We start from the raw sequence: 19535 nt of genomic DNA on the forward strand, positions 1-19535 counted from the left end.
CGTCCGTCTGCTGTGTACAAATGTCCACGGACGGTGCCTGACACCTAAGCTAGGATTTCGGAGCTGTCGTTTCGCTCTACTTTGTTTAAAACGTCGCTGGTTAGTGTGGTGATGGCTTGGGCTGCTTGGTATAATTGGTCAGCCGTTGCATCGTTATTGATATTGCTAAACGATTTGGCTTTGTAAAGCGGATTGCCCTTTTCGTCCATGCCGGCTTCGAAAACGATACGAAGCTTTGTTCCTTCTAATAATGTTTGTGCCATTGTCTCTCACCTCCTTTCACCTTTTATATAGGAATTTAGAGGCGGAAAGGGCAGGGTGGAGGGGAATTTTTTTTGAAATAAAAAAAGAGCGACTATCCAAGCCGCTCTTTCAATGTTTAAATCTACTTATTGACCCGGATGAAGAAAATTGATAGCGCCCAATAAATTTCCATCTGGACCTCAAAAAGGGTAATCTTCAAGAATAACAAACAACTCTATGGCTTCCTGCCATAGAGTTGTGTTTGTTCATGAATTAATAGAATGAGCAGGATGTTAACAAAAACAAAGACAACAATGATAAAGTAAATCATTGCCGCGGCGGTGTTGGGATTTAACATCACGCCCAGCATCGCTCCCATCATTCCGCCCATGATGCCCGAAAGTACGCCGTTTAATGACGCGGTAAGGGAGACGGGTTTTCCGGTTAGATGTCCGACCAGCATTCCGATGGATACTGCGATAATCGTAGGAAGGGTTAAATCATTATCCTGGAGACTAATGCCCAAAATCGTCCCAAGGGTGACGCTTGCTATCATGGAACTCGACATGCTAATCATCATGCCCGTCATCGTGGTGATCCTTTTACTCTTTTGGTACGTTAGGTAGGTAACATAACTCGTTAGGAGAAAAACTAACAGTATGCTGAACAAAAGTACCATTGCCTTCTCCCCCTTTGTTTTAAAAGCAATATATGATACTTTTTTGAGAATTATGTTACCTATCCAACTTTAGTCATAGTCCTGCCTGACGGTGCATATTGTTAATATCATGTTAAAAGATGTGAAAAGCTTGTTGCTTTTTCACATAATATTCACATTTACGTGTTGTTTAAAGATAGAAAGTAATCTAACCTTACAGTAGGAGGTGTGAAAATGCTGCCAATAGAGCGCCGGCAACAATTGTTAAAATGGCTGAAAAAAGAAGGCACGCTTTCGATTACCGAAATCAGCAAGCGTCTAAATGTCTCGGAAATGACCGTTTATCGTGACATTAAGCCACTGATAGATGATAAAAAAATCATCAAAACTTCAGGCGGCATCAGTTTGGCACCGGCTGCGGATGCTTCCTCGACCGCTTGTACATACTGTCTCAAGGAAGGGAATAACCGTCACCCGTTTCAAATTATCACGCATGATTTAAGGGTGGAACAGCTATGCTGTCCACATTGTGGATTATTAAGATATAAGGATATTGAAAAAGAGGTCTCGCAAATTATATGCCGGGATTTCCTTCAAAATACGACCATCAGCGCAAAAATGGCGCACTTTTTAATGGATGCGGATTTTAATTTGAATTGCTGCCAGCCGCAAGTATTGACCTTTGCTTCGCTCAAACAGGCCGAGCAATTTCAAAAGGGCTTTGGAGGAATAATACTTTCATTTGAGGAAGCGATTGAAGAAAACCAAGCAAGAATGAACGGTCAGAAGGGCTGCGGCTGCAGTAAAAGAGAGGGAATGGTCGAATGAGTGTAAGCAGGAAGCTTCTTCTCCTTATTCCGGTCCTAGTTATTTTTCTATTTCCGACTATTCCTTCCGCCCATGCCTATATTAAAAAATCAACGCCGACTGAAAATGAGGTTTTTGATGAACCGCTGCAAAAAGTAACGATTCAGTTTGATGAACCGATTCAGCCTGATTATCATTCGATTGAGGTATTCGATTCGAACGGGAAGCGGGTGGACCAAAAGAATGAGAGAATCAATCCGAATGATCCCTCCATCATCGAGGCGGACTTAAATAGTAACCTGCCGAACGATACCTACAGCATCCAATGGAGGGTGGTATCAGGTGATGGACACCCAGTTGAAGGGGTGATTCCTTTCCAAATCGGGCACGATTCCAAGGGTTCAGCCACTACCCAGGGGTCGAAAGGGTATAAGCCTAAAGTGGATTTGATCCTGATTCGCTGGCTGCAATATATGAGCAGCGCCGGTTTTGTTGGGATTCTGTTCTTCTACCTATTTGTTCTCCCGAAAGAATTGGGTCAAGACACATGGGTTCGAAGTCGTTTTACAAAAATAATCGTCTATTCCTTCATAACCTTATGCTTTAGCATTATTATGAGCTTGCCGCTTCAGGCAACGATTGAATCGGGCTTATCATGGGGGAAGGTTTTCCACGTTAAAGTATTAGGGGATCTGTTGACAAAAAGTGTGTTTGGGAAAACATGGATCACAGCAATAGTGATGCTGCTTATTCTCTGGCCGTCAACATTTTTACTATGTTATAAACCTTTTCAAAAACAAATATGGATTTGGATTTCGCTTGCGCTTGGAATAGGGATGCTAAGGACGAAGACGTTCACCAGCCACGCGGCCTCTTCCAAAAGTGGTATGCTGCCGGTGATTATGGACTTTGTTCATTTACTGTCGGCGTCCATTTGGATCGGCAGCTTGATTGCGCTGATTGCCTTGCTTCCATTGCGCAAACAACAAGCCTATTTTGAAACGGTCCGCCGGTTTTCAAAATGGGGAATTGCCATCGTGATCATTTTATCCGCAACAGGCCTTTATGGAAGCTTGTTATACATTCCAAATTGGCGGTCGCTTTTCGTGACAGATTACGGAAAGGCTTTGCTAGGGAAGGTTCTGCTCTTAGTCATCATGGTGCTGTTTGCGGGGGTTAATTTTTTAAAAGGAAAGCGTAATAATGAAAAAGGAATATCACGTTCGTTATGGGGGGAAATGTCAGCAGGAATCATTGTTCTGGTTCTGTCTGTGATCCTGACGAATCTGCCGACTGCGATGGCGTCGCCTGGGCCTGTGAAGGAAACGAATAAAGTTAAAGGCAGCAGCATCACGTTTGCGGCGACTCCGAATGTGATTGGAAAAAACACTTTCGAAGTTTCCTTGAAAGACCGAAACGGCCGACCGATTAAGGCGGTTGAGCAGATCACGCTGACGTTTACATCTCTTGAGATGAAGATGGGGGACGATACGATTCGTTTATTAAAGATCAAGGATGGCAAATACGGCTCAAAAGGGTTGAATTTCAATATGTCGGGCCGCTGGAACGTCCGTGTCCACGTCCTGACCAAGGATTTAGAAACAATGGATACTGATTTTAAGGTTCTTGTAGGGAGCCAATAGAAGAGGAGATATGAGGATGAAACATATTTTAAAAGCATTTTTACCAACAGTTTTGGGGTTATTCTTATTTACGAGTGTCGCAAGTGCGCACGTGACCGTCGTTCCAAAAACATCAACAACAGGTGCCTGGGAAACGTATACGGTGAAGGTTCCGGTTGAAAAGGAAGTTGCCACGACAAAGGTTACCATTAAGGCGCCAGCCGGAATTGAAATTAAGTCGTACCAGCCGGTTCCTGGCTGGAAGTATTCCGATGAAAAAGATGAAAAGGGCATTGTAAAGTCATTCACGTTTGAAGCAACAGGAGAAGGGATTTTGCCAGGCCAATTCCAATCCTTCACATTTGTAGGGAAAAACCCTGACAATGCCGGTAAGGCTGCTTGGGATGCTTTTCAATATTATAAAGATGGCAGTGTTGTAGAATGGACAGGTGACGAAGGATCGGATTCCCCTCATTCGATTACGGATATCGTGGCGGGTGCGGCAGAGGCCGATCATCATGATGTAAAAACGGAAGAGCCGAAAAAAGAAGAGGTTAAAGCAGCAGACGATAAGGAAGACTCAGATTCTAATTCACTTCCGTTGATTTTATCGATTGTTTCAGTGGTATTATCATTGGGCGCGCTTGTGGTAGCGGCTCGTAAAAAATAAATGGTTTAAAAAATGACCTATTCAGAAGTTGAATAGGTCATTTTTTTTGAAGAGGTCTTACTCAGCTGAATATTCAGGTCCCCATAAGATCCATAGTTCTGTTTCATCTGCATAAATGTAGATAGAGTCATTATAGAATTCACTAGTTTCACTTGCTTGAGCTTGTAAAACGTAATCATTTAACTGTTCTTCAGTTGCCGGTACTCCTAAAGCAAGAGCAGCTTTTTTCAATAACTCTCCATATGCAGAATCACCATTTACGTACCCATCAGCAAAAACCAACGCGATGTTTTCTTCACCATGGTATAGATAGTACGCTTCAGTTTCTGCGTCATATTCAACTGTTACGCCGTATGGAGCAGCCACTTCATTCAATTTATTTAATGTTGGGTTAGCTTGTACAACAGCTCCGTCAGCACCAATTTGTTTGCCTTCAATCGTTGTATTGGCTGCCATAATTCCAGTGTTGTAGAAAAAATATGTTTTTCCGTTAATGTTATTCCAGCCAAGCGCCATTTTACCGGAAGTAGGATTTAGGTAGTACCACTTGCCGCCTGATTGAAGCCAGCCTGTTTTCATTGCTCCATTTGCATTCATATAATACCAGTCAGAACCAGACTTCACCCAGCCAGTCTTCATGGCACCTGATGCATCAAAGAAATACCATTGAGTGGAAACCTTAACCCAGCCCGTTTTCATAACGCCGCTGGCATCAAAATAATACCATTTGCCGCTGACTGAAACCCAGCCCGTTTTCATGTAGCCATTTGAATCAAAGTAATACCACTTGTTGTTCAGTGAAAGCCAGCCTTTTTGCAAAGCTCCTTTTGCATTGTAGTATGTCCAGTAAGAACCTTTCTTTACCCACTGATTATGGTACTGAACAGCAGTGGTTCCGCTTGTTGCTGCGAAGGATGATACTGGTGAAGAAAGCAATGTAAGTCCAGCTACTAATGTTACAGCTTTTAATGTTTTTTTCAATGTAGTGCCCCCTATTTATCTGATTCTAGAGTATTTTACTATTAAAATATCAATCTAGTAAATTAATTTTTTAACCGTTTTTTAATTTTTTTAATCTAATTTTAATTTTTGGAAATAAAAAAGCTGATTGGATTCCTCCAATCAGCTTTCGCTATTCCCTGATAATTCTAATTGTGTCCTCAATTCGTTACGAACGCGCTGCTTTTCTTCTGTTGAAACCAATCCATAATAGATATGATTAATCATTTTTCCTTGCTCTTTTAATTCCATTTGTTGAATCGAAGTTCCTACATGCTTATAGCCGTGTTGGATCGCAACCATTTGGTCAAAAGTAAGGTTCGTTTTTACATTTTTGCCAAGGACGGTAAAGATATCGGAAAACTTGGTTAAGCTTGAAAGGCTAGCACCTTCTTTAACGATTCCTTCGATGATCTGACGCTGTCTTGATTGACGGCCAAAGTCACCTCTCGGGTCTTCATGTCGCATTCTTGTATAGCTTAAAGATTCTTTGCCGTTTAGCGTTAATTCGCCTTTAGCAAAGTGAATGCCATCTTGTGTAAAATCAAGGTCATTTTGGACCGTTACGCCGCCAACGGCATCGACCATTTCCGTGAAGCCCTCCATATTGACTTGAATGTAATAGTCAATTGGAATATCAAGAAAGTTTTCAACGGTATCCATCGCCATAGGAACTCCTCCAAAAGCGTAGGCGTGGTTAATCTTGTCTTCTTTCCCCTTGCCGACAATCTCGGTCCTTGTATCACGCGGAATGCTAAGCATTTTCACGGAATTGTTATTAGGGTTGACGGTTAACACAATCATCGTATCGGAGCGGCCTTTGTCCCCTTCGCGCTCGTCCACACCAAGCATTAAAACTGAAAATGGATCCTTGGCCTTCACTTCGACTGGCTTTTCCCGTTTTTTAGATTGTGTTCGTTCAATCGGCTGATGCATCGTTTCAACCGCGTTATTTAAAGATTTATATACAGTGTACCCGTATGCTCCTCCGCCTAGTAACATAATGGCAAGGATGGCACTGGTCACTTTCATCCATTTTTTGCTTTTCCTTTTTTGAGATCTCATGAAAAAACCTCCTAAAAACTTACAAAGTTTATTGCAATTGCTATTTAGTTTAGCAAAATTATTGCATAAGTGATAGGTTAAAAATATGGAAATAGTAAAGTAGTACATTTTTGGACTAACTAAATAGAAACATATGAGAAGGACCATTTCATTGCCCGAAAAGCCAAAAAGCGAGCAGCCGAGGTAAATGAAAAGCCGTTTCATTGCCCGAAAGACAAAAAAACGATCGTCCAAGGTAAATGAACTTGAAATCCCGACAATTCAAACTATTGTAACTATTCTTCTCGCGTGATAATCTTGAGGTTGTATATACTTGATTGAGGTGAGAAGAATTGAACACCAAAGCATTTACCATGGCATCCATCACTGTCATCATTTGGGGCTCGACGTTTGCAGCGATTCGGGTAGGATTGCAAGGGGGCTATTCATCCGGCCATTTAATCCTCAGCCGCTATCTTATTGCATCGGCCCTTTTCGCTATTTATGCTTTATGGCCGGGGACAAAATTCAGGCTGCCGAAAAAAGAGGATTTGCTGCGCTTATTAGTTCTTGGCTGGGTCGGCATCAGCATTTATCATATTGGGGTTACGTTCGGGGAACAAACCGTATCAGCAGCGACGGCAGGTATGTTGGTGTCGTCTGCACCCATTTTTACCGCTCTTATTTCGGTATTTATTTTAAAAGAGCGCATGGGTTTGTTTGGCTGGATTGGATTAGCTCTAGGCTTTATTGGGATCGGACTGATTACAATGGCAACAGCAGGTTCGTCACTTCAAATATCGAAGGGCTCCTATTTAGTGCTTATGGCCGCTGTAGCAACGTCGGTGTTGTTTGCTTATCAAAAACCACTATTGAAACGGTATACCTCGATGGAATTAACAGCTTATTTTACATGGGCAGGAACGCTGCCATTTTTTATTTTTTTCCCGGGTCTGTTTGACGATATCAAACATGCGACAATGGAGGCCAATCTATCTGCGCTTTATATTGGGATTTTTCCGACAGCTATTGGTTACGTCACATGGGCAATTGCGCTTGGGGCAGGAAAGGCTGGTGCCGTTACGAGCATGTTATATATTGAACCGGTAGTTGCTATATTGGTTGCGGGAATCTGGTTGAATGAATGGCCAACTCTGCTTTCGATTAATGGCGGTGCGATTGCGATTGCTGGTGTCATTGTTGTTAATTTGCTGGGCTCGAAGCGTAAATCGGTTGTCGAAAAGCAGCAAAAGGTAGAAATAACATAACGTGGTAAGTGGGGGCAGAGTGCCCGCTGCGGTTCCAATAAGAGGTTGCCGGTCACTGTAGGTAACTAAGATTCCCTGCTAGCCCATGGATTTTTCTCCTTTTATATCCAGCCGGACGCCCATAAAGCGGGGATGGTTTCTTCCCACAATGAACTCTTTAAAAAGCGGAATAAGGCCTTAGTGAAACAATTGATAAAAGAACAAAAAATTTTAGGGTTGAAAGTTGAGTGACAATTTGGTAAATTAAAATAAATGAAAAAGGCTATGTGTAACTGGCGAAACACGGATCACCGTGAGGGAGCACATAGTGTCGCAGCCGTTCGCCTGGGCAGAGGTAAGGGATATTATCCCTTGCCTCTTTCTGTTTTCTAGGAAACCACCACAAGCGAAAAGGGGAGAATAAGGATGAACACAACAACTTTAGAAAAGGTTAAAACGATTAAAACGCTTAATAATATTGCAGAAAGCGGGCTTAAGGTTTTTCAAAAGGGTCAATTTGCTATCGACAATGACTGTGAAAACCCAGATGCTATTTTGGTTCGAAGCTTTAACATGCATACATTAGAAATCGGTGACAAGGTCAAAGCCATTGCCCGTGCAGGAGCGGGTGTCAATAATATTCCGGTTACTCAATGTACGGACCAAGGAATCGTTGTCTTTAATACCCCTGGTGCGAATGCGAACGCAGTAAAAGAAATGGTGCTGACCTCTTTGATGGCTTCATCCCGTAACCTTTTTGCCGGAATTGCCTGGACTAAGACGTTGGAAGGCGAGGGCGCGCAAATTCCAAAGCTTGTCGAAGCAGGTAAGAAGCAATTCGTTGGAAAAGAAATTAAGGGAAAAACGCTTGGGGTCATTGGCCTGGGTGCGATCGGAGCGCTTGTTGCGAATGATGCGCTTGATTTAGATATGGATGTGATTGGGTTTGACCCGTTTATTTCTGTTGATACAGCATGGAACTTGTCCCGCAATGTTCAAAGAGCGATGACGATTGAGCAATTGTTTGCTGAGTCTGATTATATTACGGTTCACGTCCCGTTAACGGATGATACAAGAGAAATGTTTAATAAAGCTACTTTTAGCCTTTTGAAGCCTGGTGTTCATATATTGAATTTCTCACGCGGAGAGCTTGTGAATGAAACCGATATGGCAGCTGCCTTGGAAAGCGGCGTGGTTGGCAAGTATATCACCGATTTCCCGAATGAAAATGTGCTAAAAATGAAAAATGCCGTGCCTATTCCTCATCTGGGTGCTTCTACTCAAGAATCGGAGGAAAACTGTGCGATTATGGCGGCGCGTCAGGTGAAGGACTTTCTTGAAACAGGAAACATCAAAAACTCAGTCAACTTTCCAAACGCTTCCCTGCCGTATACCGGAAAGCGCCGGGTCGCAGCTTTCCATCATAACGTTCCTAATATGGTTGGCCAGATTACCTCAGCAATCTCAAGCTATCAATTGAACATTGCTGACATGGTTAACAGAAGCAGAGGGGATTATGCCTATACCATCATCGATATTGATAACAAAGTAAACGGCGATATCATTCCTAGCTTGGAAGAAAAAATTAAGCAGATTGAAGGTATTGTTAACGTTCGGGTTATATAGCTTAGAAAGGCACCTATAAATTTAGGTGCCTTTTCATATGGGGAAAACAACACCAGAGTGATGTAAATCATATATCAGTTTTTGGATGTATGGTTTAATGGAATCAAACTACAAAAAATTTAGGAGGATGGTGGGAAATCGATGAGCCGGGATGGATTGCCATATCAAATACAGAGGACATCATTATCGTGTGCTGGAAAACCAACCAGTCTGATTAAAGATTTAAAAGCACTTTTTAAAGCAAGTGTGTTAATTGCCAACGTATTGCCTGTTTTCTCCGGATTTTGGTTAGCGTTATATTTTACGGATTCATCCTTAACCAATTATTGGGGGGATTTTTTACTAACGATGATTGGAAGTACGTTGGTGATGGCCGGAGCCCTTGTCCTTAATAACTGGTACGATGTTGATATCGATTCCGTCATGGACAGGACGAAACATCGGCCAACGGTAACTGGGAATATTTCCTTAAAAGTTGTCTTAACCATGGGAATTTCTTTTACGATTTTGGGTTTCACGTTGTTGCTTTTTACCACGATTGAAGCAGCTATTTATGCTTTTGTCGGTTGGTTCACGTATGTATTTTTGTATACGATGTGGTCGAAACGGAGATATACCTTTAATACGATTATCGGAAGTGTCTCGGGTGCGGTTTCTCCTTTAATTGGCTGGACAGCGATAGAGTCTGGTTTTCATGTTGTCCCGATGATGTTGTTTTTGATTTTGTTTATTTGGCAGATGCCGCATACGTATGCGATTGCCATGAGGAAATATTACGAATATAAAGCCGCAGGGGTCGCGATGCTTCCGGTGGTGCGCGGGTTTGCGATTACGAAGAGGCAAATTTTTGTCTATGCTGCCTGATTACTTCCTTTGCCATTTTTCTTAGTGCCGATTGGGTTGACGTTTGTTGTCGTTGCTTCACTGCTTAACGTTGGCTGGATAGCTTTGAGCATGAAAGGATTTTATACAAAAAATGATCAGCAATGGGCTCGTCTTGTTTTTCTCTATTCCGTGAATTATATCATGATTATTTTTCTGTTAGCGGTGATTGTAACTTTACCTATTTTTTAATGAAAGGTTCTGTTAAACTTGGCTGTTGATTTGCGCTCCATGCGCTTCGCTTTCCGCGGGCGGTTCGGGGAGCCTCCTCGGCGCTTAAGCGCCTGCGGGGTCTCCCCTGCCCCGTACTCCCGCAGGAGTCTTCGCGCCTTCCGCTCCAATCAACAGATTGGCAAAAATCACATTAACCATAATTAAAAACTGCCCCAATCGGAGGCAGTTTTTTTGTTCACGGATTTGTCATTTTTGCTATTTAAGTACATAGCCACGTTGGAAACCATAATAACGGCGCGGTTTGAGGACCTCCTGTCAAGCAAAATGCCTCCTATTTTTTTAAAATTGTTATTTTCGTGTGACGCAGTTCACTTCAGTGAAAACCGTTCCCAATTATGATGTAGGTAAGAAATAATTAAAGGGGTTGATTTTGGTGGGAGCAACAAAAGTTAACCAGAAAAAAACGGCGGAAAAAGAGACAAATATAGGAACCTGGATTTCCGTAGGAGTCGTCGCTGCCGTCATTCTATTTACGTATTTAGTCCTCTTCGGGCTATATATGGATCGGGTTTAGGGGGGAAAAGAGATGAAAATGCATTTGGATGAAAAGATATGGCTGTCCTTAAGCTTTGGGATCATTGTAATCTTTATGCTGATCACGGGCTACCAAGCATTTGCGTTAGATATGGCACCTCCAAGTAATAAAGAACTCATCGATCCGCAAAAAGTCGATCAAACAGCGCCATTCGATAAGCCGGGGATTACCAAAGTGGGCGAAAAGGAATACAACGTGGTGATGACGCTGCAGGTATTCAGTTTTAATCCAGGCAATATTGAAGTACCAGCTGGTTCAACTGTACATTTTACCTTAACTACAAAGGATGTTGTTCACGGATTCGAAGTCGCCGGAACCAATTTAAATGCGATGGTGACGCCGGGCCACATTCAAAAAATCACACAGAAATTTGATAAGCCAGGAAAATATTTAGTGTTATGTAATGAATATTGCGGTGCAGGCCACCAGATGATGAGTACCACGATTACGGTTAAATAAAGGGGGGAATCAAAGTGCAAACAGCAAAATTAAACACATTTAAACAAAGTGCCAATAAGGCAATGGGGATCAGCAATGAGGATGCCAGATTAACAAAATCATATATTTTTGTCGCATTTGCCGCATTATTTTTAGGCGGACTGTTAGGGCTGCTGCAAGGCTTAAACCGTGCAGGCCTGCTGGAACTGCCGACATGGCTTAATTATTATAAAGTTTTAACCGCACACGGTCTTTTATTGGTAGTTGTCTTAACGGCTTTCTTCACCATTGGTTACTTTTATGCAGCTATGTCCCATACACTAGGCGGGCTGCTTCCTAAAGTTCGAAAAATCGCTTGGACTGGATTTGGACTGAAAATCATCGGATTTGTCTTAGCTGTTATCCCCATTTTAATGGGCAATGCCTCAGTTATGTATACGTTCTATCCACCGATGGCAGCATCACCAATGTTTTACTTTGGTTTAGTATTCATTGTGTTAGGTGTATGGGCTTGCTGTATCGGGGCCTTCATAAATGTAGCAGATTGGAGAAAGAACCATAAAGGACAGCATGTTCCGATTCTTGCTTATTTTGCAACTGGCGTTTTTATCCTGTTATTGTTCGCGCTGCTTCCTGTAGCAGTAGAAGTAATCGTTATGATCATTCCATGGTCATTAGGATGGGTTAAAACCATCAATGTAATGCTTGCCCGTACTCTATTCTGGGCATTTGGCCACACACTCGTTAATATTTGGTATTTAACCGCTACTTCTGCATGGTATGTCGTGGTTCCAAAAATTATGGGCGGAAGACGCTGGAGTGATACATTAACCCGCGTCGTCATTATTGCATTAGTTGTCATGAACATTACCGGTGGATTCCACCACCAGATCATTGACCCAGGTATTTCTGAATCTGTTAAGTTCTTGCACGTATTTATGAGTCTGGCAATCGGCTTCCCGTCATTAATGACAGCATGGGCGATGTTCGCAGTATTTGAACGGACTGCAAGAAAACAAGGCGGTAAAGGATTTATCGGCTGGTATAAAAAGATGCCGTGGGGCGATGTTCGTTTCTTAGCACCATTTATCGCGATGGTGGCCTTCATTCCAGCTGGCGCAGGCGGTATCGCACAAACAACGAACCAATTAGACCAGGTTGTTCACAATACGATGTGGATTGTGGGACACTTCCACTTAACACTAGGTATGTCCGTTGTGATGACTTTCTTTGGAATTAGTTACTGGTTAGTTCCGTATATTTCAAAACGGGTGTTAACACCACAAATCAATCGATTAGGCGTTATTCAAACTTGGATTTGGACAGTCGGTATGGTGTTAATGTCAGGGGCGATGCATACAGTTGGCTTACTTGGATCACCGCGCAGAACTTCTTATACAACTTATGGTGATAATGCGACGGCATTAGGCTGGGATCCATATTTGTTCATGCTGGCGATTGGCGGAACCTTGTTGGTCATCGGTGTCATTCTTCAAGTATATGCGGTTATCAACATGATGTTCTTTGCACCAAAGGGAGAAACCGAATTCCCAATTGCGGAAGCAGAAGAAGACGGATCTGCCACTCCATATTGGACTGAACGCTGGGGATTATGGATTGTCGTGATGCTGTTAGTGGTGGCAATGGCGTATGTTATTCCGATAACTGAGTTTATTGTCAATGCACCTCCAGGATCACCGCCATTTAAAACGTGGTAATAAGAAAAGCAGAAGCGCAGAGGCGCTGTAGCTGGACATTTTTTGAAAAAGAGATAGCTCGAATCGGTGGGCTATCTCCTTTTTATTATTAGGCTCTGTTAAACTTTGTTGTTGATTTGCGCTCCAGGCGCTTCGCTTTCCGCGAGCGTGCCGGGGAGCCTCCTCGGCGCTTTAGCGCCTGCGGGGTCTCCCCTGCCCCGTACTCCCGCAGGAGTCTTCGCGCCTTCCGCTCCAATCAACAGTGTTAAAAGTCAACAATGCCCTTTACCAGAGCCTATTATTAAATAGATTTGGGAAGTGATCGTGATGATCAAGGATTGGCGTACAACAATCGCGTGTGCAATTGTCCTTTTATTCGGCATAACGCTATTTCTTTTCGGAACCAATGGGTTTAGTGCATTTACGGCAGAAACGGCACGGGTCAATAAACTGGTGCAGGATAAGCCGAAGTTCCCAAACGTAACCTTAGAGGATAGCAAAGGTCGGGATTATGCTATTTCTGAATTTAAAGGTAAATATGTTTTTATTACCTTTCTGTATACATTCTGCACCACGGTTTGCCCGCAATTGGAAATGAATATGTCGAAAGTGTATAGTGCGCTGCAGCCGAAATATCTCGGGATAGATATCGTATTTCTAAGTATTAGTTTTGACCCGGCGAGAGATGATCCGGGGACACTTGAAAAATATCGCAGCTATTTTCATAGTGACGGGGAAACCTGGAGAATGGCTCGGATTCCCAATAAAGCGGAGCTGGATTCCCTGCTAAAAGCCTTTGGTGTCATTGTGATTCCAGATGGATATGGAAATTTCACTCATAATTCAGCCTTCTATTTAGTGGATCCGAAAGGTACGTTAGTGGATGTCATGGATTATAAAAAGACGGATAAAGCGGCTAAGAAGGTTGCCGCTATTCTTAAAAGGGAAGCGGGGGAGTAAGCAATGAAACAGGCTGTCTATGGATTATTGATTTATATCGTTTTGGCGCTTCCCCCTGTTGCTCATTTATTGGAATCGATTATGATCGTTCACATGCATATGCAAATGCCGTTGCTCGTATTTTCGGGGTTTTTAATGGCACGTTTTTTTCAAATCCTGTTTCCTAGCTTTTTTGAAAAATGGAATCGAAACGGGATACCTGGGGTTTTTCTGTTTATTATCATTATGGTTTACTGGACAATTCCGAAAACGATGGATGAGACGTTAACTGTGCAGAGTGCGGAGGTATTGAAATTTGTGACGCTGCCGTTTTTAGCCGGGGTTTCATTGCGGGATAGCTGGAAAAAGCTTAGCGGACTTGGAAAAAATGTTCTCATTCTTATTTTTACAGTAAAATATTTTGGAATGGGCTTATTATATATCAACATACCTATACAATTGTGCAACAACTATCTCGTGATGGACCAGTTAACTCTTGGTTGGGGGTTTTTGACGACCGCCATCTGTATGGCCATTTACTTGGTATATGTCGCTTTTACCGACCGGACGAAATATGAATAGTTTTATAAATGAATCCCCTTGTTTGGACTGACGAGGGGATATTTTATTACAAATCTATAATATTATTTCCTTTCTAGAAACCTATTTCCTTTTTAAATAGACAAAATTGCACCATAAAAAATTCGAATATTTTATAAAGAACCTGAATACTATTTTGGAAGGATTAAAATGGGGAAGAGGAGCTATTTTAACTAAAAGAGGGTGGAAAATACATGGGATCCATTGGAAATTACTATCGTATTTTAGACGTACCCTATGATGCAACTTTTAGTGAAATTAAAGAAGCTTATCGAAAAAAAGTAAAAGAAGTACATCCAGATAAAGACAAAGGGAATTCTGAACAGTTTAAAAGAGTGAAAGAAGCATATGAAATTCTTAGTAATGTTGAAAAAAGAAAGAGGTATGACGATCTCCTTTTCAAAACAGCTCATAACTTCACGCATAATCTGAACCAGGAATCTCCTGCAAAAACGAATCCTTCTATAAAAATAGTAAATATACAAAATAAAAATCGAAAACAGGTTACTCTATCACCTGTACTCATAAATGCGGCTCTTTATTTTATTGAAGTTTTAGGAAATGCGTATTTAAATAAAAAGAAATAGAACAGCAGCGGTTGGACAACCGATTTTATTGTCCATCGCTGCTGTTTTTGTACTCGTCTTTTGAGATTCAGGCAAGGCTATTCGGTTCCTCTAAAACTTGAACGTAACCATGAGTACCATCTATCCGAATGTAAGATCCATCTTTTAGAATTCTGGTAGCATTATCGATGCCGGCTACTGCGGGTATTCCATATTCACGGGCTACGACAGCTCCATGCGTCATCATGCCGCCGACTTCCATCACCAAACCCTTTGCAGAGTGGAACAACGGTGTCCAACCTGGGTCTGTAAACGGAGCAATCATAATTTCGCCAGAATTGAGTTTCGCCTCTTCAGCACGAAGCACTATCTTTGCAAAACCTTCGACCACGCCAGATGACACGGGTGTTCCAATTAACGAACCATCCGGGGCTTTCACATCACGCCGCCCCCCTGTAATGACTTCTCCATCACTAGTCATGACACGGGGGGGTATGAGCTTTATGTTTCCTTGATGCTGACTTTTGCGATCTACAATCAGTTTTTGAATGCCCCCATCAAAGATGCCTTCTTTAATAGCTAAGAGCTCACTTAAGGAAAGGTAAAATACTTCTGATTCTCTATACAGTTTTCCATGCTTTACAAGTACTCTGGCCTCGTCCAAGATAGCTCGCTTATAGATGTCAAAATGACGAATAAGGGTGTATTTGGGAAACTCCCGAAGTCCTGCCAAATTTCGATAGTTTCGTATCAGCCGAGCAAGGATTCGTGCCTTAAAGCGCCCCCCGGTTGTTCTGCGTACGTCGGAGATGATTTGCTTTTCGGCCTCTTGTGCTTCTTTTTCACCTTGAAGGAATTTGTCCCGATGTTCACCAGGTGCAAGACTGTGAATGTGACTTATAATCGAAGGAACGAGTGACGTTGGTGACTCCCGCCACCTTGTATTCGCAATATCGATTTCCCCCGGACACCGCATACCGTATATGCTCATGAAGTGCTCGAATTCCTTCCCGAATGCATCTCCTCCTTGAACTTGATACAATCCATCAAAGAAGGTGCTATCCTCGGCTCTCTGTATATACTCGACGACCTGGGGATATTCTCTTGCTATATCAGCAAGATCGCCAATCATTAGGCCGAGTTCGCTGGTGACGTTGCCGGTCAAGGATTTGTTAAGCAAATGCACTCTCTCATCATGACCCAGCCATCTTCTTACCAATGCCTCAGTTAACACTTTTGAAGCCAGACCCGAAAACATGTAGGGGGCTATTTTTCTTATCACTGATAAGATTAAGTTGCCGAGGTTTTCCTGGAGCCTTGAAATACGTTCGGCACTTGACACCTCAAACAGAAGGAGTTCAGTCTCTTGAATTCTTTGGTTCATGAAAAGGCTGATATCTTGCCTAGCAGCGGTGAAATCTTTTACAAACAAACCGGGAAGAACGGTCCGAATAGCGGTTCGGGCGGTTCGATAAAATGCCTTTTTTACATGTTTGTTTGCTGGATGCTGATATTCGGGAAGAAGAACCAATTGTCCCATGGCGCTGCCAATTCGTTCGTCAATGAGACACAGTAATCGAGGCAGTATTCGTCTGACCGGTTTTAGATATAGCAAATCAGTCGGGTCGAAAAACAAATGACCTCCTGCCTCCAGGACCGCTGAACTCTCTGATCGAACAGAGTCCGATTTGCCAAAGGGAAACATCGTCCTAAGGATCGAAATGCCCAAAGGACTTATGGCATCTGTCATCATTTGCTGATGCCCCATCGAGATAAAGGCATGAAGACGATTATCAGTAATCTTCGGTACGGGGTAGAGTGACGTGATTGGGCGGCTTTGAACAATGTAAAGCTCGCCGTTTACGAAACACCACTCAATGTCCTGTTCGGTTCCGTAATGCTCTTCAATTTTCCGCCCGAGCTCCGCTAACCGGAGGATCTGTTCATCTGAAAGAGCTTGGGACTGTTGCTGCTCAATGGATAAATCCTTTGTTATTGTGCCGCCATCCAGAAGGGGGTAGATCGCAATTTTTTTGTCGGAAATCTTCTTTTGGATGATTTGACCGCTTTTAACCTGATAGAGGTCTGCTGATACCAGTCCGGATACTAAGGCTTCCCCTAATCCAAAACTGGCATCAATAGAGGTGACTTTCCGATTTCCCGTAATAGGGTCCGCTGTGAACATGATGCCAGATACGGATGGGAAGATCATTTCTTGAACCACCACGGATAGAAAAACCTGCCGGTGATTAAAACCGTTCTTCGTCCGGTATGAAATGGCCCTGTCCGTGAACAACGATGCCCAGCAGTGACGAACGGCATCAAGGAGTTGCTGCAAACCCCGTACATTAAGATAAGTTTCTTGTTGACCGGCAAAAGAAGCGCTGGGCAAATCTTCGGCGGTTGCACTCGAACGAACCGCAAAGGCTTTCCCCATCCCATACTGCTGCCACGCCTCTACGATGGCAGTCTGTACATCCCATGGAATGGATAGGTGCTCGATAGATTCACGAATTTTCTGTCCCAACCTACGAATTTCTTCTAGGTTATCTGCCTGAACTTGGTCAAGCTCGGTGAAGAACCCATCCATCTCTTTGCTTTTTCTCACGTGAGCCTGGTACGCTGATATGGTCACGCAAAAGCCTTGCGGCACAGGGAAGCCAGCCTTCGTCATTTCACCAAGGTTTGCGCCCTTTCCCCCAACGTATGGTAATGATTCTTTGTCAACTTCATTAAGGTGCAAAACGAATTTCTCCATTCCTATCACCCTTTCAGCTTAACACCACTGATATCAATTGTATTTTGAGTTTCAGTTTAAATGACCAAATTAAATGTTATCAATCGGGCTTTTGTAGGCTTTGCTGCTTGCAGCAAAATCCTTCTTTTAAAGGCAAAAAATGTTTTTTTTATAGGGTTGCAATTGATCTTCCTTTACTATCGATTACATCAGGCGAGGATATAAAAATAAAGGTCTTTCAGGAACTGGAGAACCTGCCGGATAGTTAGTTAATTGAATTTACTATGAGTCCGGAATATAATTATTCGATAAAATTTCGGATTAATCGCGGTGAACCTTACCACAAGTAAATGAGGTTTTTAATCGAAAAAGGAGAACTTTCAGAATAGCAGGAAAGGTTTAATGAAGAAAAAAGATTATGGGAAATAACTATTAAGGGAGCGCATTTCAAATTGAAATGCGCTCCTTTAATAGTAATATAAAAAAATTAGAACTTATGCTTAAGGATAGAATAATTTTTTATGAAGAGTATCGATTGCAAGTTCAATCTCTATTAAATCTTCTTTAGAAGCATTTTGTATTCGATTAAGGAAACGGGATTCAATTGCAGCAAATGCTTCGTTCATTACAACTTCCCCATCCTGCGATAGACGAACATATTGTTTTCGTCGGTCTTTGCTATCAATCATCTTTTCAATTAATTTCTTCTCACTTAACTTGCTTAGCTCACGACTAGTATTTGACATAGACATATTCTGACAATCGTTAATTTCACTAGGAGTTACAGGCTGACTAACTGTGATAAATTCAAGAATATTATATTGAACTTGCGAGATTGAATCTGGCTTTGCATTTTTCGTTAATTCATTTGTTACACGATGAACAGCAGCTGTAAATGATACGAGCTTGTAAAAAAGTTCTTTTTTGTTCATGATCTCACCTCTTAAAGACAAGATAACAAAATAGTTATCAAAAAACAATTATCAATTGATAATCAAATGTAAGGATGCTACAATTTAGTTATCAAATGATAATTAAGAGGTGCCTTATGAAAATGTTAATTATTTATACTTATCCAAATCATAAAAGTTTAAATTATGCTTTTTTACAAAACGTTATCAAAGGCAGTAAACAGAATCCTCATATTAAAGAGTTACAGGTGTTGGATTTATATGATGAGGGTTTTAATCCACTTCTGGTGTTTAACGAGCTAAAACGAAGACGAGATATGCATAGTGATCCTAATATTGAAAAATATAGACAGCAACTTACATGGGCCGATAAGATTGTTTTTATCTACCCTATTTGGTGGGGAAGACCTCCAGCGATGCTTTTGGGATATATCGACCAATTATTCGCTTCTAATTTTGCCTATAAAGATAAGCAGGGATATTTTCCGGAAGGGCTGCTGAAAGGAAAGTCGGTAATCTGTATATCTACCATGAAGGGGCCTGCGCACTATCCATTTTTTTGGTTGAATAATGCACATAAAATTCTAATGAAAAGAGCCTTATTTAATTTCGTGGGAATCAAGAAAGTGAAGTTCTTTGAATTTGGGAATATGGAAAGTCCAAAGGGAAACCAAATGAAAAAACTAGACAAGATTTTAAATTATTTTAAAAGACTAGTTCATTAAGATAACTCGATATCTCATTTAGATATGCCACGGAGAAAGAACCGTATCATAAGTGACGGAGAAAAAATCCAATCATTGTTGAGATATCTTGTTTAGCTTATCTTTTTTGTCTGGAATGCTTAGAGTATTCTATACGGAAAAATTTCTGATGTATGTACAAGAATTAAATTTGAATGAGGGATCATTATGTCAGTAGTGAACCTGTTAGCTTCTCAACTAAGTCGAAATGATGATGTGCCAAATATTGAGCTGGCACGTGAATTAGCTAATGTAGAAAATAATACAGGCATAGAAGAAATAATTGAAAACCTATCTAGCAAAGATAAAAAGATTCAATACTATTGGTTTTGAGGCA

At 41.8% G+C, this 19535-nt stretch carries 20 protein-coding genes and 1 riboswitch; of the genes, 14 read left to right on the plus strand and 6 right to left on the minus strand.

Features of this window, described 5'->3' with window-relative positions; all coding sequences use genetic code 11:
* Nucleotides 1-44 precede the first annotated feature (44 nt).
* Both ACIFOT_RS19030 and ACIFOT_RS19035 read right to left on the minus strand, forming a co-directional pair.
* Nucleotides 45-263 (minus strand): DUF1659 domain-containing protein, encoded by a 219-nt coding sequence (locus tag ACIFOT_RS19030; RefSeq protein WP_430066914.1) that lies wholly within the window; start codon nucleotides 261-263, stop codon nucleotides 45-47.
* A gap of 215 nt (nucleotides 264-478) precedes the next feature.
* Nucleotides 479-913 carry a hypothetical protein gene (locus tag ACIFOT_RS19035; RefSeq protein WP_430066915.1) on the minus strand — a complete coding sequence of 145 codons (435 nt, stop codon included), beginning with the start codon at nucleotides 911-913 and terminating at the stop codon, nucleotides 479-481.
* Nucleotides 914-1135: 222 nt separating this feature from the next.
* Between ACIFOT_RS19035 and ACIFOT_RS19040 the strand changes: the two genes are divergently transcribed.
* From ACIFOT_RS19040 to ACIFOT_RS19050, 3 genes are read left to right on the plus strand one after another with little or no spacing between them, the layout of a single operon-like run.
* Nucleotides 1136-1729 carry a DeoR family transcriptional regulator gene (locus ACIFOT_RS19040; protein WP_430066916.1) on the plus strand — a complete coding sequence of 198 codons (594 nt, stop codon included), beginning with the start codon at nucleotides 1136-1138 and terminating at the stop codon, nucleotides 1727-1729.
* Nucleotides 1726-3351, plus strand: coding sequence for a copper resistance protein CopC (locus ACIFOT_RS19045; protein ID WP_430066917.1), 1626 nt, complete (start codon nucleotides 1726-1728; stop codon nucleotides 3349-3351). The genes ACIFOT_RS19040 and ACIFOT_RS19045 overlap by 4 nt, the downstream gene beginning before the upstream one ends.
* A 16-nt stretch (nucleotides 3352-3367) precedes the next feature.
* A complete protein-coding gene (locus ACIFOT_RS19050; RefSeq protein WP_430066918.1) occupies nucleotides 3368-4000 on the plus strand; it encodes a YcnI family protein in 633 nt (210 codons plus the stop codon).
* Nucleotides 4001-4057: 57 nt separating this feature from the next.
* Here the strand turns inward: ACIFOT_RS19050 and ACIFOT_RS19055 are convergent, their stop codons facing one another.
* Nucleotides 4058-4981 (minus strand): hypothetical protein, encoded by a 924-nt coding sequence (locus tag ACIFOT_RS19055; protein ID WP_430066919.1) that lies wholly within the window; start codon nucleotides 4979-4981, stop codon nucleotides 4058-4060.
* A gap of 141 nt (nucleotides 4982-5122) precedes the next feature.
* On the minus strand, nucleotides 5123-6064 hold the full coding sequence (locus ACIFOT_RS19060) for a LytR family transcriptional regulator (protein WP_430066920.1): 942 nt from the start codon (nucleotides 6062-6064) through the stop codon (nucleotides 5123-5125).
* Nucleotides 6065-6396: 332 nt separating this feature from the next.
* Between ACIFOT_RS19060 and ACIFOT_RS19065 the strand changes: the two genes are divergently transcribed.
* From ACIFOT_RS19065 to ACIFOT_RS19105, 9 genes are all read left to right on the plus strand, one after another.
* Complete coding sequence (locus tag ACIFOT_RS19065; RefSeq protein ID WP_430066921.1) at nucleotides 6397-7311, plus strand: DMT family transporter; 915 nt, start codon at nucleotides 6397-6399, stop codon at nucleotides 7309-7311.
* 258 nt (nucleotides 7312-7569) lie between these two features.
* A riboswitch (ZMP/ZTP riboswitch) is annotated at nucleotides 7570-7648 on the plus strand.
* Between the two features lie 68 nt (nucleotides 7649-7716).
* Nucleotides 7717-8916: a phosphoglycerate dehydrogenase gene (locus tag ACIFOT_RS19070; protein ID WP_430066922.1), complete on the plus strand. Its 1200-nt coding sequence runs from the start codon at nucleotides 7717-7719 to the stop codon at nucleotides 8914-8916.
* A 141-nt stretch (nucleotides 8917-9057) separates the two neighbouring features.
* The gene (gene cyoE, locus ACIFOT_RS19075) at nucleotides 9058-9780 is read left to right on the plus strand and encodes a heme o synthase (protein ID WP_430066923.1); all 723 of its coding nucleotides are present in this window, start codon (nucleotides 9058-9060) and stop codon (nucleotides 9778-9780) included.
* 625 nt (nucleotides 9781-10405) lie between these two features.
* Nucleotides 10406-10546, plus strand: a complete 141-nt coding sequence (locus ACIFOT_RS19080; RefSeq protein WP_430066924.1) for a hypothetical protein — start codon at nucleotides 10406-10408, stop codon at nucleotides 10544-10546.
* Nucleotides 10547-10558: 12 nt separating this feature from the next.
* The gene (locus ACIFOT_RS19085; RefSeq protein WP_430066925.1) at nucleotides 10559-11026 is read left to right on the plus strand and encodes a cytochrome c oxidase subunit II; all 468 of its coding nucleotides are present in this window, start codon (nucleotides 10559-10561) and stop codon (nucleotides 11024-11026) included.
* Nucleotides 11027-11088: 62 nt separating this feature from the next.
* Nucleotides 11089-12723: a cbb3-type cytochrome c oxidase subunit I gene (locus ACIFOT_RS19090; RefSeq protein WP_430066973.1), complete on the plus strand. Its 1635-nt coding sequence runs from the start codon at nucleotides 11089-11091 to the stop codon at nucleotides 12721-12723.
* Between the two features lie 306 nt (nucleotides 12724-13029).
* A complete protein-coding gene (locus ACIFOT_RS19095; RefSeq protein WP_430066926.1) occupies nucleotides 13030-13662 on the plus strand; it encodes an SCO family protein in 633 nt (210 codons plus the stop codon).
* A gap of 3 nt (nucleotides 13663-13665) precedes the next feature.
* Nucleotides 13666-14223 (plus strand): hypothetical protein, encoded by a 558-nt coding sequence (locus ACIFOT_RS19100; protein WP_430066927.1) that lies wholly within the window; start codon nucleotides 13666-13668, stop codon nucleotides 14221-14223.
* 212 nt (nucleotides 14224-14435) lie between these two features.
* The gene (locus tag ACIFOT_RS19105) at nucleotides 14436-14828 is read left to right on the plus strand and encodes a J domain-containing protein (RefSeq protein WP_430066928.1); all 393 of its coding nucleotides are present in this window, start codon (nucleotides 14436-14438) and stop codon (nucleotides 14826-14828) included.
* A 67-nt stretch (nucleotides 14829-14895) separates the two neighbouring features.
* Here the strand turns inward: ACIFOT_RS19105 and ACIFOT_RS19110 are convergent, their stop codons facing one another.
* Both ACIFOT_RS19110 and ACIFOT_RS19115 read right to left on the minus strand, forming a co-directional pair.
* A complete protein-coding gene (locus ACIFOT_RS19110; protein WP_430066929.1) occupies nucleotides 14896-17565 on the minus strand; it encodes a phosphoenolpyruvate synthase in 2670 nt (889 codons plus the stop codon).
* A gap of 479 nt (nucleotides 17566-18044) precedes the next feature.
* Complete coding sequence (locus ACIFOT_RS19115) at nucleotides 18045-18476, minus strand: MarR family winged helix-turn-helix transcriptional regulator (protein WP_430066930.1); 432 nt, start codon at nucleotides 18474-18476, stop codon at nucleotides 18045-18047.
* A 116-nt stretch (nucleotides 18477-18592) separates the two neighbouring features.
* Between ACIFOT_RS19115 and ACIFOT_RS19120 the strand changes: the two genes are divergently transcribed.
* Together ACIFOT_RS19120 and ACIFOT_RS19125 are read left to right on the plus strand one after the other, a co-directional pair.
* Nucleotides 18593-19180 (plus strand): NAD(P)H-dependent oxidoreductase, encoded by a 588-nt coding sequence (locus ACIFOT_RS19120; RefSeq protein ID WP_430066931.1) that lies wholly within the window; start codon nucleotides 18593-18595, stop codon nucleotides 19178-19180.
* A gap of 186 nt (nucleotides 19181-19366) precedes the next feature.
* Nucleotides 19367-19531, plus strand: a complete 165-nt coding sequence (locus tag ACIFOT_RS19125) for a hypothetical protein (protein WP_430066932.1) — start codon at nucleotides 19367-19369, stop codon at nucleotides 19529-19531.
* Nucleotides 19532-19535 lie beyond the last annotated feature (4 nt).

It is taken from the genome of Neobacillus sp. NRS-1170, from assembly GCF_050468025.1.